Annotated in this window: 14 protein-coding genes and 1 riboswitch; of the genes, 8 read left to right on the forward strand and 6 right to left on the reverse strand. The window is 55.1% G+C overall.

Annotated elements, in window-relative coordinates; all coding sequences use genetic code 11:
* Positions 1-34 precede the first annotated feature (34 nt).
* Positions 35-223, reverse strand: coding sequence for a DUF1127 domain-containing protein (locus IFU29_RS21580; RefSeq protein ID WP_062749146.1), 189 nt, complete (start codon positions 221-223; stop codon positions 35-37).
* Positions 224-399: 176 nt separating this feature from the next.
* Here IFU29_RS21580 and IFU29_RS21585 point away from each other — a divergent pair, with 176 nt between their 5' ends.
* Entirely contained in the window at positions 400-1,887 is a 1,488-nt protein-coding gene (locus IFU29_RS21585; RefSeq protein ID WP_191935701.1) for an aminotransferase-like domain-containing protein, read from the forward strand.
* Between the two features lie 163 nt (positions 1,888-2,050).
* Here the strand turns inward: IFU29_RS21585 and thiE are convergent, their stop codons facing one another.
* The 3 genes from thiE to rsd all read right to left on the reverse strand — a co-directional run bounded on the left by thiE (position 2,051) and on the right by rsd (position 5,529).
* Positions 2,051-2,695: a thiamine phosphate synthase gene (thiE, locus tag IFU29_RS21590; RefSeq protein WP_191935702.1), complete on the reverse strand. Its 645-nt coding sequence runs from the start codon at positions 2,693-2,695 to the stop codon at positions 2,051-2,053.
* A complete protein-coding gene (thiC, locus tag IFU29_RS21595) occupies positions 2,692-4,641 on the reverse strand; it encodes a phosphomethylpyrimidine synthase ThiC (RefSeq protein WP_191935703.1) in 1,950 nt (649 codons plus the stop codon). The genes thiE and thiC overlap by 4 nt, the downstream gene beginning before the upstream one ends.
* An 87-nt stretch (positions 4,642-4,728) precedes the next feature.
* A riboswitch (TPP riboswitch) is annotated at positions 4,729-4,829 on the reverse strand.
* Positions 4,830-5,022: 193 nt separating this feature from the next.
* Positions 5,023-5,529 (reverse strand): sigma D regulator, encoded by a 507-nt coding sequence (gene rsd / locus IFU29_RS21600; RefSeq protein WP_191935704.1) that lies wholly within the window; start codon positions 5,527-5,529, stop codon positions 5,023-5,025.
* 75 nt (positions 5,530-5,604) lie between these two features.
* Here rsd and nudC point away from each other — a divergent pair, with 75 nt between their 5' ends.
* From nudC to IFU29_RS21635, 7 genes are all read left to right on the forward strand, one after another.
* Positions 5,605-6,378, forward strand: a complete 774-nt coding sequence (nudC, locus tag IFU29_RS21605) for an NAD(+) diphosphatase (RefSeq protein ID WP_191935709.1) — start codon at positions 5,605-5,607, stop codon at positions 6,376-6,378.
* A gap of 382 nt (positions 6,379-6,760) precedes the next feature.
* The gene (locus tag IFU29_RS21610) at positions 6,761-7,483 is read left to right on the forward strand and encodes a bactofilin family protein (protein ID WP_191935705.1); all 723 of its coding nucleotides are present in this window, start codon (positions 6,761-6,763) and stop codon (positions 7,481-7,483) included.
* A 154-nt stretch (positions 7,484-7,637) separates the two neighbouring features.
* Entirely contained in the window at positions 7,638-8,705 is a 1,068-nt protein-coding gene (hemE, locus tag IFU29_RS21615) for a uroporphyrinogen decarboxylase (RefSeq protein WP_191935706.1), read from the forward strand.
* An 18-nt stretch (positions 8,706-8,723) separates the two neighbouring features.
* Positions 8,724-9,389 carry a deoxyribonuclease V gene (gene nfi, locus IFU29_RS21620; protein ID WP_191935707.1) on the forward strand — a complete coding sequence of 222 codons (666 nt, stop codon included), beginning with the start codon at positions 8,724-8,726 and terminating at the stop codon, positions 9,387-9,389.
* Positions 9,390-9,451: 62 nt separating this feature from the next.
* Entirely contained in the window at positions 9,452-10,042 is a 591-nt protein-coding gene (locus IFU29_RS21625; RefSeq protein ID WP_118664981.1) for a YjaG family protein, read from the forward strand.
* 188 nt (positions 10,043-10,230) lie between these two features.
* Positions 10,231-10,503, forward strand: a complete 273-nt coding sequence (gene hupA / locus IFU29_RS21630; RefSeq protein ID WP_002438605.1) for a nucleoid-associated protein HU-alpha — start codon at positions 10,231-10,233, stop codon at positions 10,501-10,503.
* Between the two features lie 161 nt (positions 10,504-10,664).
* Entirely contained in the window at positions 10,665-11,330 is a 666-nt protein-coding gene (locus IFU29_RS21635) for a DUF1481 domain-containing protein (RefSeq protein ID WP_191935708.1), read from the forward strand.
* Positions 11,331-11,406: 76 nt separating this feature from the next.
* On the opposite strand, the gene purD is transcribed toward IFU29_RS21635, so the two are convergent.
* Together purD and purH are read right to left on the reverse strand one after the other, a co-directional pair.
* Complete coding sequence (purD, locus tag IFU29_RS21640) at positions 11,407-12,687, reverse strand: phosphoribosylamine--glycine ligase (protein WP_062749126.1); 1,281 nt, start codon at positions 12,685-12,687, stop codon at positions 11,407-11,409.
* 14 nt (positions 12,688-12,701) lie between these two features.
* Complete coding sequence (gene purH / locus IFU29_RS21645) at positions 12,702-14,291, reverse strand: bifunctional phosphoribosylaminoimidazolecarboxamide formyltransferase/IMP cyclohydrolase (protein ID WP_062749124.1); 1,590 nt, start codon at positions 14,289-14,291, stop codon at positions 12,702-12,704.
* Positions 14,292-14,649 lie beyond the last annotated feature (358 nt).

The raw sequence follows: 14,649 nt of genomic DNA on the forward strand, positions 1-14,649 counted from the left end.
CCCTCGGGTGCATCCTTCGACCCAGGCCACATCACTATAAGTTACGCACATCCTCGCAGGTCAGTCCTATATCCTTCAACTGCGCGACACTCAACTGCGACAGGATCCTGCGCGTGCAGGCGCGTATACGCCTTGCCTGCCAGCGATGATAAGGCAGGAGAAAGACTGTTTTAATCAGCGACCAACTCAGGGGCTTCGCTGCTCTGTTCTCTTCAAACTCCATTACTGCCTCCTCATCACCTTGTGTATGCCGACTATTCTGTCGCTAACGGCGCTGATGATACAGATGCAAAAAACATCTTTTATTGACATACAGATTGCGCAATAGTGTGACTGAATGGTGATAAATGGCGCAATCTGTACTGCTTTAGTGAAAAGTAATCGGGAGGGAAGGATACAATGACGCGTTATCAACGGCTGGCAGAGTTACTGGCACAGCGTATCGAACAGGGGCTGTATCAGGCCGGCGAACGGCTTCCGTCCGTGCGTACGCTCAGTAGTGAACACGGCGTCAGCATCAGCACTGTCCAACAGGCGTATTATCTGCTGGAGGAGAAACAGCTGATTACCCCGCAGCCGCGCTCCGGTTATTTTGTCACCCCCCGTAAAGCCGCGCCCCCGCTACCGCCGATCACCCGTCCGGTACAGCGTCCTGTAGAGATTACCCAGTGGGATGCGGTGATGGATCTGCTCAACGCTCGCCTGGATAAAGATATGCTGCAGCTGGGCAGCGGTATGCCCTGTATTGATGCCCCCACCCTCAAGCCATTGTGGAAAATTATCAGCCGTCTGGGCCAGCAACAGGATCCCCGCCTGCTGAGTTATGACAATCTTTATGGCGTGCCGGAGCTTCGCGAACAGGTCGCACGCCTGATGATTGACAGCGGCTGTCAGCTGACGGCAGATGACATTGTGATCACTACGGGCTGCCATGAGGCCCTGTCCGTGTCGATCAGAGCAATCTGTCAGCCGGGCGATATTATTGCCGTCGAGTCCCCGGCTTTTCATGGCACCATGCAAACGCTGCGCGGATTCGGCATCCGCGCAATCGAAATCCCGACGGATTCGGTCACCGGCATCAGTCTGGAAGCCCTGGAGCTGGCGTTTGAGCAGTGGCCGATCAACGCTGTGGTGGTGGTCCCCAACTGCAACAACCCGCTGGGATTCGTGATGCCGGCACAGCGTAAGCAGGCCTTACTGACGCTGGCACAGCGCTTTGATGCCGCCATTATTGAAGATGATGTCTACGGCGAGCTGGCATTTGAGTATCCGCGCCCGATAACCATCAAGTCGCTGGATATGGATGGTCGGGTGCTGCTGTGCAGTTCCTTTTCTAAAACGCTGGCGCCAGGCCTGCGCGTGGGCTGGGTGGCTCCGGGGCGTTATTTTGACCGCGTGTTGCATATGAAATACATCAGCACCGGCTCCACGGTCACGCAGACGCAGATGGCCGTGGCCGCGTTTATCCGTCAGGGCTATTATCAGCCCCATCTGCGGCGAATGCGCAGTGACTATCAGCGCAACTTTGAGATCTTCACGCGGCGGGTTCGCCATCATTTCCCCTGTGGCATCTGCCTGACGCGGCCGCAGGGGGGATTTCTGCTCTGGGTTGAGCTGCCCGAGCCTTTCGATGCGTTGCGGCTCAATCAGGATCTGCGGGCATCCCATATTCAGATCGCTGTCGGCTCCCTGTTCTCCGCATCAGGCAAATACCGCAACTGCCTGCGCCTCAGCTATGCCCAGCCGTTTACCGATAAAACCGATCGCGCCCTGGAAATTCTGGGCGAGGCCGTCGAACGTGCCATGCTGTGCTGTCCAGCGGTGGCGGAGCCCTCCACCCGGGGAGAGACGGGAGAAGGCAGGGTCAGCGAGAAGGAAGGGTACTGACCCTGGCAGATGACCGCATTGTCACCCGCGCTGTCACTATAGCGGGCCAGGCAGCAGTGAAAAGTAGCAATCCTTCAGCCTGCGTAGCGTCTTCCACCTTGTTTAACGGCGTTACCGGCGGCGACAATTTTTTGCGGCAATGCGTCCAGAGCAAGGGAAAACATTAACGCCGGTGGGCAGTGTGTGGTTCCACCAGGTCAAGCAGCTGGCGGGTGGCGGCCCGCCAGTCACTGGCCTGGGTAATAGCACTGACCACGGCAATGCTGCCTACCCCCGTGGCCAGCACCTGCGGTGCGCGATCGAGACTGATACCGCCGATCGCCACGGTGGATACCCCCTGCAACCGCCGCAGATGGCGGGTCAACTCTGCCAGACCCTGTGGCGCAGACGGCATAACTTTTGTCCGGGTGGGAAACACATGCCCCAGGGCTATATAAGAGGGCTGCTCGGCCAGCGCCCTGTCCAGCTCGGCATCATCATGCGTTGACAACCCCAGGCGCAGCCCGGCTGCGTGAATCGCATCCAGGTCAGCAATATCCAGATCCTCCTGACCGAGATGGACACCGTAGGCCTGATGTTTTATCGCCAGCCGCCAGTAGTCATTGATAAACAGGCGCGCCTGATAGCGCTTACCCAGAGCAATAGCATCAATAATCTGCTGTTCGACTTCATGTTCTGCACGGTCTTTCATGCGCAGCTGAAGGGTGCGAACGCCGGCATCCAGCAGGCGGGCAATCCATTCCACCGAGTCCACGACAGGATAAAGGCCTAACTGTGCTGCGGTAGGGGGGAAAGCGCCACGATTCATATTTTTTCCTCTGGTTTCAGGGCGTCGGTGGGATGATAAAGTTCGCCGCCACGTTGGCGAAATGCCCCGGACATCTGTGCCATACCGACCGTGACGGGATGCGCTTCGGCCTCCTGGCGGGCAGCATATTCACGTACTTCTTGGGTGATCTTCATTGAGCAAAATTTGGGGCCACACATCGAGCAGAAATGGGCCACTTTCCCTGACTCCTGCGGCAGGGTTTCATCGTGATATGCCCGGGCGGTATGCGGGTCGAGGGCCAGATTAAACTGATCTTCCCAGCGGAATTCAAAGCGGGCTTTTGACATCGCATTATCACGGATCTGTGCCCCGGGGTGGCCTTTGGCAAGGTCGGCTGCATGGGCAGCGATCTTATAGGTGATCAGCCCCTGCTTCACATCCTCTTTATTCGGCAGGCCGAGATGCTCTTTCGGCGTCACGTAGCACAGCATCGCGCAGCCAAACCAGCCGATCATCGCGGCACCGATACCGGAGGTAAAATGGTCGTAACCTGGAGCAATATCTGTGGTCAGGGGGCCCAGGGTATAAAACGGGGCTTCATGACAGTGTTCGAGCTGTTCTGTCATATTGACGCGGATCATCTGCATCGGGATGTGGCCGGGTCCTTCAATCATCACCTGAACATCATATTCCCAGGCGATTTTGGTCAGCTCGCCCAGCGTGCGCAGTTCGGCAAACTGCGCTTCATCGTTAGCATCCTGGATGGAGCCCGGACGCAGTCCGTCCCCCAGTGACAGTGAGATATCATAGGCCGCGCAGATTTCACAGATATCGCGAAAATGCTGATAGAGGAAGCTCTCCTGGTGGTGTGACAGGCACCATTTTGCCATGATGGATCCACCGCGCGAGACGATGCCGGTCAGGCGTTTTGCCGTCATGGGCACGTAGCGCAGCAGGACGCCAGCATGGATTGTAAAGTAATCGACCCCTTGTTCAGCCTGTTCCAACAGGGTATCGCGGAAGATAGCCCAGCTCAGATCCTCCGCCACGCCGTTCACCTTTTCCAGCGCCTGGTAAATGGGCACCGTGCCAATGGGAACCGGGCTGTTGCGCAGGATCCACTCGCGGGTTTCATGTATATAGCGGCCGGTAGACAGATCCATGACCGTATCGGCCCCCCAGCGAACCGACCACACCAGTTTTTCCACTTCCTCCTCAATAGAAGAGCTGACCGCAGAGTTACCGATATTGGCGTTTACCTTCACCAGAAAGTTTCGGCCAATAATCATCGGCTCTGATTCCGGGTGATTAATATTGGCCGGGATAATGGCACGTCCGCTGGCAACCTCCTGACGGACAAACTCGGGGGTAATAGTGTCGGGCAGATGCGCGCCGAAGCTGTGCCCGGGATGCTGCTGCAGCAGCACTTCACTGCGGATCCGCTCCCGGCCCATATTTTCACGCAGGGCGATATACTCCATTTCCGGCGTCACTATGCCCTGGCGGGCATAGTGCATCTGGGTCACACAGCGACCCGGTAGTGCACGGCGTGGACGGGGCAGATGCTCAAAGCGGAGATGATCCAGTCCTTCGTCGGCCAGGCGTTGCTGCGTAAATGTCGAACTGACCTCACTGACCAGCCCGGTATCACTGCGCTGAAAGATCCAGTTGCTGCGTAATTTTTGCAGGCCGGCATGAACATTAATGGTGGCGTCCGGATCGCCGTAAGGGCCCGCCGTATCGTACACCGGCACCGGCTCATTTTCCTCCAGCAGCGGGCGATCGTGACTTCCGCCTACGGTGGTTGGACTGAGTTGTATTTCACGCATCGGTACGCGGATATCCGGCTGCGAGCCGGTCAGGTAGATCCGTTTTGAATGGGGAAAAGCGGTACCGCGCAGGGAATCAATAAACTGTTGTGCTTCCGCCCGCTGTTGGCGACGACGGTTTTTTTTCTCTGTTACAGGTTTTTCAGGGGTAGACATAGCAATTTCCTGATAATAAACGGGAAGTTTGCTTGCCTGGAGGCGGGAGTAATAAGAACGTCGTGAGAGAAATCGTTTCACAGCGTTTTAGCATTTACTCTTGTTCCCTTCGCAGGTACTAACCTGATCAGGTTCCGCGGATCCCGAATTAACGGTCTCAGCCCCTAAGGGCACTCCGACAAGAAGAATAGTGTATTTTAAGCGGCCTTGTTTGCCATCCTGCGCCCGGGATGCTCACATACCCTAAGGTACGCACGCCGTCCGGACGACGCTTAAACCACAAAATGAATTCTGAAAGGGCAAGGCATGCCTTACCCTGACAGCCCATTCAGCATAATGGGGCTTTAAGGAAACGACAAGAAGTTTAGAGGGCAGCCGCTGTCAGGCCGGACGCGCAAGCGTACAGGCGTTAGCCGCTTCCTGATTTTCCGCATTTTTTTCCAGTGCCAGCTTGATGAACTTATCCTCCAGAGTAAAACGCGCCTCCAGCGCTTCACCGACAACCGACAGGGCATGCTGGAATTCGCGATAATTATCATGATCGATAGCGGTTTCCAGATGGGAATCATAAACCTGCATGATCAGGTCGGTATTCGCCTTTAGGGAGGGGTAGATAAGCGCTGCTTTTGCCAGCTGCTCTGTACCTTCCAGCTCTTTGATAAAGCGTTCATAAACGGTGAAGTGGCCCGTAGAAAGATAATCCACCAGATTCTGGCAGAACAGATCCAGCGCGTTTTCATCGAGCGTCGTCAGCGTTTCCTTGTTAGGCTTAATGCCAGCCATTTGATAATAGGTAACCAGCAACTGCTTACGTGAGCGCAGACAAAAGTCTACCAGTTCACTGCACCCGCCAACGCGCGCGGTGAGGACTTCCAACTGGTTAAGCATGTTCAACTCCGTGAGTGTTATATTTTAACGTCTGACCTCAATCCAGTCTTTAAGCTGAGGATGATGAGCAAAATGATGGAACAGGAAATTTTAAGCGTAGACGCTGGCTGGTGGATTGTCAGCCACGAACATAAAATTTGGTTACCAAAAGGTGAACTTCCTCAAGGTAATGCGGGTTTACTGGGTCTGGCAGGATCGCGGGGATCGCCAATTGGAGAGTGGCAGGGGGAAACGGTATGGTTGATCCGCGATACCCGGCCTCACGAAATGGGATCGTTACGGCAGTTGATCGATCAGGACAGCGGCCTGTTCCAGCTGGTCGGACGCGGCATCCAGCTGGCTGAATTTTACCGTTCTCACCAGTGGTGCGGTTACTGTGGCCATGAGATGCACCACAGTAAAACAGAGTGGGCCTGTCTGTGCAGCCACTGTCGCCAGCGTTACTACCCGCAAATCGCCCCCTGTATCATTGTGGCTATCCGCCGTGGTGAGGAAATATTGCTGGCGCAGCACACCCGACACCGCAACGGTATTTTCACGGTACTGGCCGGTTTTGTGGAAGTGGGCGAAACCCTTGAGCAGACGGTGGCACGCGAAGTGATGGAAGAGAGTGGGATCACGGTGAAGAATTTACGTTACGTCTCTTCACAGCCCTGGCCTTTCCCACAGTCACTGATGATGGCGTTTATGGCTGACTATGACGCTGGCGATATCCATATCGATCCAAAAGAGCTGATCTCCGCTGGCTGGTATCGCTTTGATGCGCTGCCACCGCTGCCCCCGGCTGGCACTGTCGCCCGTCGGCTGATTGAAGATACCGTTGCATTGTGTCGCACAGAGGCGGAATAATTCCGACAATAATATTGTCGTTGCCATAATATTTTTATATTTGCGATATATTCTCCTGGTTAAATGCGTAAAGGACCAGGAGAGAATGGTTTACTGTAAAAAATGACCGGCGTATCTGGCTTTATCTCTTCGATAATTTCAAATATCATCCTGTGCGGTAAACAAGTTATAGAATCCGTTATTGAATGAGATTTTATTAACGCCGGATTACGCCTGCACTATATTACCCATGGCATCAGTTTAACGGAATTTATGTGTTATCTTTTTTTACAGATCACGCTTTTTTGTGTAAAAAAATCAGCTAAATTCTATTCCGGACTGATTCATCAGGGGGCATGACTGAACCAGGGAAAGGTGTTTTCGCATATGGCAAATCAAGATAATGTCTGAAACAAAAAAACAAGGTTGTCTGTGGGGCGTCTGGCTCTGCTGGGGTATGAGCATTATTGCCTTTCTGCTTTCGACAAGGACGGTCTTATTGCTCTCTTTGGCTGGCATGGCGTGTTTCAGCCTGCTGCTAATAATTTCGAGTCTGTATACAAAAAGGATGATGACAAACGTGTTTAATTTCAACAGGAAAGAAGAAGAACGAGCCACTGAAAAATTGCCTTCACCCGCCAAAGCAGAACCCAGTACCCTTTTGCCTTCTTCTTTAAACGACGATAACAGTACGAAAGAAACCGTTATCTCTATCGGGACGGTATTACGCGGCGAAATTACTAATGAAAATAATATTACTATTAATGGCGTTGTTGAAGGCGATCTGACCAGCCAGAAAAGTACACAAATAGGAAAAGAGGGAAAGGTTATCGGCAAGATAAAATCCCTGAAGCTGGTGGTTAACGGGCTGCTTAAGGGAAGCTGTTATGCCAGAACGGTGATTATTATGTCGCGTGGCCGTATTGAAGGTGAAGTATACGCGAGCGAGTTTTCCATTGAAAAAGGCGGGGTGTTTATCGGTAACTCTCACCAGATTGAGGAGCCGCAGGCGCAGTCAGAGAAAAAAGATAAAAAACCGCTGGTCGCTAGCGGCCAGCGCGCCCCGGTTCTCACCGCCGTCGATCAAAAAGCTGATAAAACCCCCCCTGGCAATGAGAAAAAATAAGCCATACTGGCCTTATGATTGTTTCTGCCCCTGATCCTGACTGTTCCCGCCGAGCCGGGGTTGTACGCGTCGCCGCTCAATTTTTTGAGCGGTCGATCATCGTCAATTCCAATAAATGTTACACTGGCAGTCTGTATGGTGAGAGAGTCTCGTGATGAATGAACTGAAGAACGATCGATATCTGCGCGCGCTGCTGCGTCAGCCCGTTGATGTTACCCCGGTATGGATGATGCGTCAGGCCGGGCGTTATCTGCCGGAATACAAGGCTACCCGTGCGGTCGCCGGTGACTTCATGTCGCTGTGCAAAAATGCTGAACTGGCCTGTGAAGTCACGCTGCAGCCCCTGCGGCGCTATGCGCTGGATGCGGCGATCCTGTTCTCCGATATTCTGACCATTCCCGACGCAATGGGGCTTGGCCTGTATTTCGAAGCCGGTGAAGGCCCACGTTTTTCTTCGCCGGTGACCTGTCGTGCTGATGTTGAAAAGCTGCCTATCCCGGATCCGGAGCAGGAACTGGGTTACGTGATGAACGCCGTGCGCACCATCCGTAAAAATCTTAACGGCGACGTTCCGCTGATCGGCTTCTCCGGCAGTCCGTGGACGCTCGCTACCTATATGGTCGAAGGCGGCAGCAGTAAGGCCTTTACTAAACTGAAAAAGATGATGTATGCCGACCCGCAGACGCTGCATCTGATGCTGGACAAGCTGGCTGACAGCGTAACGCTGTACCTCAACGCACAGATCCGGGCGGGTGCGCAGTCGGTAATGATATTCGACACCTGGGGTGGCGTGCTGACCGGACGCGATTATCTGGAGTTCTCTTTGCATTACATGCACAAAATCGTTGACGGCCTGCTGCATGAAAATGAAGGACGTCGCGTACCGGTCACGCTGTTCACGAAAGGCGGCGGACAGTGGCTGGAAGCGATGGCTGCCACCGGCTGTGACGCGCTGGGTCTTGACTGGACGACGGATATTGCCGACGCCCGTCGCCGGGTTGGTCACAAAGTTGCGCTGCAGGGCAATATGGATCCGTCGATGCTCTACGCTGCACCGGCGCGTATTGAGCAGGAAGTCGCGGGGATCCTGGAAGGCTTTGGTCAGGGCGAGGGACACGTCTTTAACCTCGGCCACGGTATTCATCAGGATGTCCCACCCGAAAATGCAGGCGTATTTGTCGAAGCGGTACATAAGCTGTCCCGCCCTTACCACAGAGGATAAATCAGACAGGGGGAAGAGATGGAAATAGCGGATTTACGCGAACAGCAGCTCCGGCGCGCAGCAGAAGTCAGCTGTCAGGATGATTTTGAGGTGATGCCTCCCCGCCTGATAGGCGGTGCGGATGTCGGGTTTGAACAGGGCGGTGAAGTGACCCGTGCCGCGCTGGTCATCCTCGAATACCCCTCTCTGAAAATGGTTGAGTATCAGGTGGCCCGCATCGCCACTACGATGCCCTATATCCCCGGTTTCCTGTCATTCCGTGAGACACCCGCTCTGGAGGCTGCGTGGCAGCAGCTGGAGCACCATCCTGACCTGCTGCTGGTTGATGGCCACGGCGTGGCGCATCCGCGTCGTCTTGGCGTGGCCAGTCATTTTGGCCTGCTGGTGGACGTGCCAACGATTGGCGTGGCGAAAAAACGCCTCTGTGGCAAGTTTGAACCGCCAGGGGCCGAACCTGGCAGCTGTGAGGCGCTCAGCGATAAAGGAGAACTGCTGGGCTGGGTGCTGCGCAGTAAGGCACGCTGTAACCCATTGTTTATCTCTCCGGGCCACCGCGTCAGCCACGGCACCGCCCTTGAATGGGTACAGCGCTGCCTGAAGGGGTATCGTCTGCCCGAGCCTACGCGCTGGGCTGATGCGGTGGCCTCGCGCCGCACTGCTTTTACCGGGCTGCAGCTGGGTTAACCGTGCCGCTCAGTGGCTTTTCAGGTACACTGCGGCAAGCGCATTAATTCTGAGATCCCGATATGTTACGTAACCCGATTCATCTGCGGCTGGAAAAGCTGGAAAGCTGGCAGCACGTTACTTTTATGGCCTGCCTCTGCGAACGCATGGCACCCAACTACCGCGAGTTTTGCCAGCAGACAGGGTTTGGAGACGGCCAGCTGTATCGCCGTATTCTCGATCTGTTATGGGAAACGCTGGTGGTGAAAGATGCAAAAGTGAATTTTGACAGCCAGCTTGAAAAGCTGGAAGAAGCGATCCCTTCTGCAGACGATTACGATCTGTATGGTGTATACCCGGCGATCGATGCGTGCGTCGCGCTGAGCGAACTGCTGCATTCCCGCCTTAGCGGTGAAACACTGACCCATGCGATTGCCGTTAGCGAAACTTCCATCACCACGGTGGCGATGCTGGAAATGACCCAGGCCGGTCGCGAAATGACCGAAGAAGAGCTAAAAGTGAATCCCGCCGTTGAAGAGGAATGGGACATCCAGTGGGAGATATTCCGCCTGCTTGCAGCCTGCGAGGACAGGGACCTGGAACTGATAAAAGGACTGCGATCTGACCTGCGTGAATCCGGTATTAGTAATATCGGTATAAATTTTCAGCAGTAAGGCGACAAAACGTGACTTCAGGCCTGATTTGTAGCGCCTTTGGGCTTCACATTCGCCCCCAGTCTGGTCTACATTTGGGGGGCTGAAAAATGTGGCTATCGGTGCGTGTATGCAGGAGAGTGCCAGAAACTGGTTTTTCCCTCGCACTTGATGCTTAGCAAGCGATAAATACACTGTAAGGATAACTTATGAACAAGACTCAACTGATTGATGTAATTGCGGACAAAGCGGACCTGTCAAAGACCCAGGCTAAAGCTGCTCTGGAATCCACCCTGGCTGCGATTACTGAGTCTCTGAAAGAAGGTGATGCTGTACAACTGGTTGGTTTTGGTACCTTTAAAGTTAACCACCGTGCTGAGCGTACTGGCCGCAACCCGCAGACTGGCAAAGAAATCAAAATTGCTGCTGCAAACGTACCGGCATTTGTTTCTGGTAAAGCACTGAAAGACGCTGTTAAGTAATCGTCTGAAGTGAAGAGTTTAAACAGGGGGGCGTTATGCCCCTTTTGTTTAAACGACCTTCGCGCAGAGATGATGCTTTTTGTCCCGCAATCCTTTTCCCTTCCGTCCTTTCCCCTTAACGGTTTCTCGCGCTTGCCGCGCGTTGTGATACTCTTTTCTTCATGAAACTTTCCTTTTTTGCCCGAACGCTCTCTCTTGCCACCCTGATCCTGCTGGCAGGCTGCAGTTCGCACTCCGACCTGCCGGACTTTACCGCCAGCGGCTATCTTGCCGATCGCGGTGCGGTGCGTATCTGGCGCAAAAATCACGATCAGCAGGTTGCTCACCTGATGACGGTCTATACCCCGTTTAACGGAGCTGCGCCCGAGACGACCGACTACCTCTGGCAGCACGACAGGCTGCTTTCAGTAGAGCGCCATGTCACAGGGGATAAACCGGATGATGTCACCCTGCGTTTCGACCAGAACGGTGGTCTGAGCTTTATGCAGCGGCAGCTGGCGGGCCGGCGTGAGGCGCTGACGGCTGATGAGGTGGCACTGTATCGCTTTGACGCGCAGCGCATGCTGAAAATCAGTGACGATTTGCTGTCGGGTAGCGTGCTGCTCAGGCAGGGCAGGTGGCAGCAGGGGGGCACCGTCAGCACCTGTGAGGGCAAAAGGGTGCAGCCTGCGCTTGAAAGCGTGGAGTTAAGCCAGATTGCGCGTCAGCAGCGGGAGACGACAGGCCCGGTCAGTATTGCCTGGCTGGAGGCCCCGGAAGGAACTCAGCTATTGCTGGTGACCGCCAGCGATCTCTGCAAGACAGAACCGAAAGAACAGGATTTTTAACCTAAAAAAAAGGGCGATCAACGATCGCCCCTGATGCTGTCCTGCGCCGGGCGGATAAAACCGCCGCCCGGGGAGACTATTTACGATCTATAGCGCGGTAACCGATATCGTTACGGCAGAAGCTGCCCTTCCATGAGATTGGTCTGGCCAGTTCATAGGCACGTTTTTGCGCAGCGGCAACATCGTCACCCAGCGCTGTGACGCAGAGTACGCGCCCTCCGTTAGTGACCACCAGGTCGTCCTGCAGCGTGGTTCCGGCATGGAACACCTTGCCGTCCGCCACTTCTTCCAGCGGCAGTCCGTGGATTTGCTCGCCGTTGACGTAATCCCCCGGGTAGCCGCCTGCGGCCAGAACCACACCCAGCGACGGACGTGGGTCCCAGACAGAATCCTTTTCGTCCAGCCTGCCGTCAACGGCGGCCAGGCAGAGCTCGACCAGATCCGACTGCAGACGCAGCATGATCGGCTGGGTTTCAGGATCGCCAAAGCGGCAGTTGAATTCGATCACTTTGGGCTGACCACTTTTGTCGATCATCAGACCCGCATACAGGAACCCGGTGTAGACATTGCCCTCACCGGCCATACCGCGCACGGTCGGCCAGATCACTTCATCCATCACACGCTGGTGGATCGCATCGGTGACCACCGGAGCCGGGGAGTAAGCCCCCATCCCGCCGGTATTCGGGCCGGTATCACCATCGCCGACGCGTTTGTGGTCCTGGCTGGTGGCCATCGGCAGCACGTTCTCACCGTCGACCATCACGATGAAGCTGGCTTCTTCACCGTCGAGGAACTCTTCCACCACGATACGATGTCCCGCATCGCCAAAGGCGTTACCAGCCAGCATATCCTGAATGGCGTCTTCGGCTTCCTGCAGCGTCATGGCTACAATGACCCCTTTACCTGCCGCCAGCCCATCGGCCTTAATGACGATCGGGGCACCTCTTTCACGCACATACGCCAGAGCCGGTTCAACCTCGGTAAAGTTCTGGTATTCGCCGGTAGGAATTTTATGCCGCGCCAGGAAGTCTTTGGTAAAGGCTTTTGAACCCTCCAGCTGTGCAGCCGCCTGAGTCGGGCCAAAGATCTTCAGACCTGCCGCGCGGAAAGCATCTACCACGCCGATGACCAGCGGGGCTTCCGGGCCGACGATGGTCAGATCGATTTTCTCATCGCGGGCGAAGGCCAGCAGGGCAGGGATATCCGTTGGGCCGATGGCCACATTCTGCAGTGCAGGCTCCAGGGCCGTACCGGCGTTACCCGGTGCAACAAAGACGGTCTCAGCCAGCGGGGACTGCGCGGCCTTCCAGGCCAGCGCGTGTTCACGGCCGCCATTACCAATCACTAAAATTTTCATCAGAGGCTCCGTTATTAATGGCGGAAGTGGCGCATGTCGGTGAAGATCATTGCAATACCGTGTTCGTCAGCGGCGGCAATCACTTCCTCGTCACGAATGGAACCACCCGGCTGGATCACACAGGTGATGCCGACAGCGGCGGCGGCATCGATACCGTCGCGGAACGGGAAGAAGGCATCAGAGGCCATGGCAGAGCCTTTCACTTCCAGGCCTTCATCGGCAGCTTTGATACCGGCGATTTTAGCGGAGTACACGCGGCTCATCTGGCCGGCACCTATGCCGATGGTCATACTGTCACGCGCATACACGATGGCATTTGACTTCACAAACTTCGCTACCTTCCAGCAGAACAGGGCATCACGCAGTTCCTGTGCGGTTGGCTGGCGCTGGCTGACCACGCGCAGGTGGCTTTCATTCACCATCCCGAGGTCACGATCCTGTACCAGCAGGCCGCCGTTAACACGCTTGAAGTCCAGACCGGTTTGACGCTGCTGCCACTGACCACAGGTCAGTACCCGCACGTTCTGTTTGCTGGCGGTGATCTTCAGGGCGGCTTCAGTCGCCGAGGGGGCAATGATCACTTCAACAAACTGGCGGCTGACAATCGCCTGCGCGGTGGCTTCATCCAGCTCACGGTTAAAAGCAATGATGCCGCCGAAGGCTGACGTTGGATCCGTTTTATATGCACGTTCGTAAGCTGCCAGAATCGACTCTCCCACCGCCACGCCGCACGGGTTAGCGTGCTTAACGATAACGCAGGCGGGCTGGTCGAACTCTTTCACACACTCCAGTGCTGCGTCGGTATCCGCAATGTTGTTATAAGAGAGCGCTTTGCCCTGTACTTGCTGTGCCGTCGCGACTGAGGCCTCTGCCACATTTTCTTCTATATAGAAAGCGGCATCCTGGTGGCTGTTCTCACCGTAACGCATATCCTGCTTCTTGATGAAGTTCAGGTTAAGGGTGCGCGGGAAGCGGCCGGAAGGTGCCTGGGTTTCACCGTGATAGGCCGGAACCAGGCTACCGAAGTAGTTGGCAATCATACTGTCGTAGGCGGCGGTGTGTTCGAACGCCTTAATGGCCAGGTCGAAACGGGTGGCCAGCGTCAGTGAATTATCGTTGGCGTCCAGTTCCGCAATAATAGTCTGGTAGTCACTGCTCTTCACCACAATTGCCACGTCTTTATGGTTCTTGGCAGCGGACCGGACCATTGTCGGGCCACCGATATCAATGTTTTCAACCGCGTCTTCCAGTGAGCAGCCTTCACGGGCAACGGTCTGGGCGAAGGGATAGAGGTTAACCACAACCATATCAATCGGAGAGATGTTGTGCCCGGCCATAATGGCATCATCCTGACCGCGACGTCCTAAAATGCCACCATGCACTTTCGGGTGCAGCGTTTTAACGCGTCCATCCATCATTTCCGGGAAACCGGTGTAGTCAGAGACTTCAGTGACGGGCAGACCGGCGTCTGCCAGCAGGCGTGCGGTACCGCCGGTGGAGAGCAGCTCGACGCCACGCTGGGAAAGCGCCTGAGCGAATTCGAGGATACCGGCTTTGTCAGACACGCTGAGTAGCGCGCGGCGTACAGGACGATGTTGTTGCATGGTGGTTTTATCCCTTGGCTTTGGATCGCATATAAAGAGCGTTATAGGAAGCTTAGACATTCTCTTCTTCCTTATAAGAAGAAAGAAGCGCGATTAAGGTTCATGTAACGCCCCTGAAGGGGCTTCCATTATGCGCGGGCATTGTAGCGAAAACGATTGCGCGATGCTCGTCAAAATTCGCCTCATGCACGGATTGTGGATAAGTTTGTGCATAAGCAGGTATAAAGCGGGGTTTTGCTGGGGATTGCAGCGAACAGTCAAATTATCGCAAATTAGCCCTTGTCACCCGTCCAGAACTCCCTATAATGCGCAACCACTGAGACGGCACAACGGCTTACAGGCCAGCGGCTCAGGAGGT

Origin of the sequence: Erwinia persicina, from assembly GCF_014838825.1 — a bacterium.
GTDB lineage: Bacteria > Pseudomonadota > Gammaproteobacteria > Enterobacterales > Enterobacteriaceae > Erwinia > Erwinia persicina_A.

What these genes read in the sequence shown, in the direction of transcription:
- IFU29_RS21580 (WP_062749146.1), bottom strand. Translation starts at nt 223, where the DNA reads ATGGAGTTTGAAGAGAACAGAGCAGCGAAGCCCCTGAGTTGGTCGCTG.
- IFU29_RS21585 (WP_191935701.1), top strand. Translation starts at nt 400, where the DNA reads ATGACGCGTTATCAACGGCTGGCAGAGTTACTGGCACAGCGTATCGAA.
- thiE (WP_191935702.1), bottom strand. Translation starts at nt 2,695, where the DNA reads ATGAATCGTGGCGCTTTCCCCCCTACCGCAGCACAGTTAGGCCTTTAT.
- thiC (WP_191935703.1), bottom strand. Translation starts at nt 4,641, where the DNA reads ATGTCTACCCCTGAAAAACCTGTAACAGAGAAAAAAAACCGTCGTCGC.
- rsd (WP_191935704.1), bottom strand. Translation starts at nt 5,529, where the DNA reads ATGCTTAACCAGTTGGAAGTCCTCACCGCGCGCGTTGGCGGGTGCAGT.
- nudC (WP_191935709.1), top strand. Translation starts at nt 5,605, where the DNA reads ATGGAACAGGAAATTTTAAGCGTAGACGCTGGCTGGTGGATTGTCAGC.
- IFU29_RS21610 (WP_191935705.1), top strand. Translation starts at nt 6,761, where the DNA reads ATGTCTGAAACAAAAAAACAAGGTTGTCTGTGGGGCGTCTGGCTCTGC.
- hemE (WP_191935706.1), top strand. Translation starts at nt 7,638, where the DNA reads ATGAATGAACTGAAGAACGATCGATATCTGCGCGCGCTGCTGCGTCAG.
- nfi (WP_191935707.1), top strand. Translation starts at nt 8,724, where the DNA reads ATGGAAATAGCGGATTTACGCGAACAGCAGCTCCGGCGCGCAGCAGAA.
- IFU29_RS21625 (WP_118664981.1), top strand. Translation starts at nt 9,452, where the DNA reads ATGTTACGTAACCCGATTCATCTGCGGCTGGAAAAGCTGGAAAGCTGG.
- hupA (WP_002438605.1), top strand. Translation starts at nt 10,231, where the DNA reads ATGAACAAGACTCAACTGATTGATGTAATTGCGGACAAAGCGGACCTG.
- IFU29_RS21635 (WP_191935708.1), top strand. Translation starts at nt 10,665, where the DNA reads ATGAAACTTTCCTTTTTTGCCCGAACGCTCTCTCTTGCCACCCTGATC.
- purD (WP_062749126.1), bottom strand. Translation starts at nt 12,687, where the DNA reads ATGAAAATTTTAGTGATTGGTAATGGCGGCCGTGAACACGCGCTGGCC.
- purH (WP_062749124.1), bottom strand. Translation starts at nt 14,291, where the DNA reads ATGCAACAACATCGTCCTGTACGCCGCGCGCTACTCAGCGTGTCTGAC.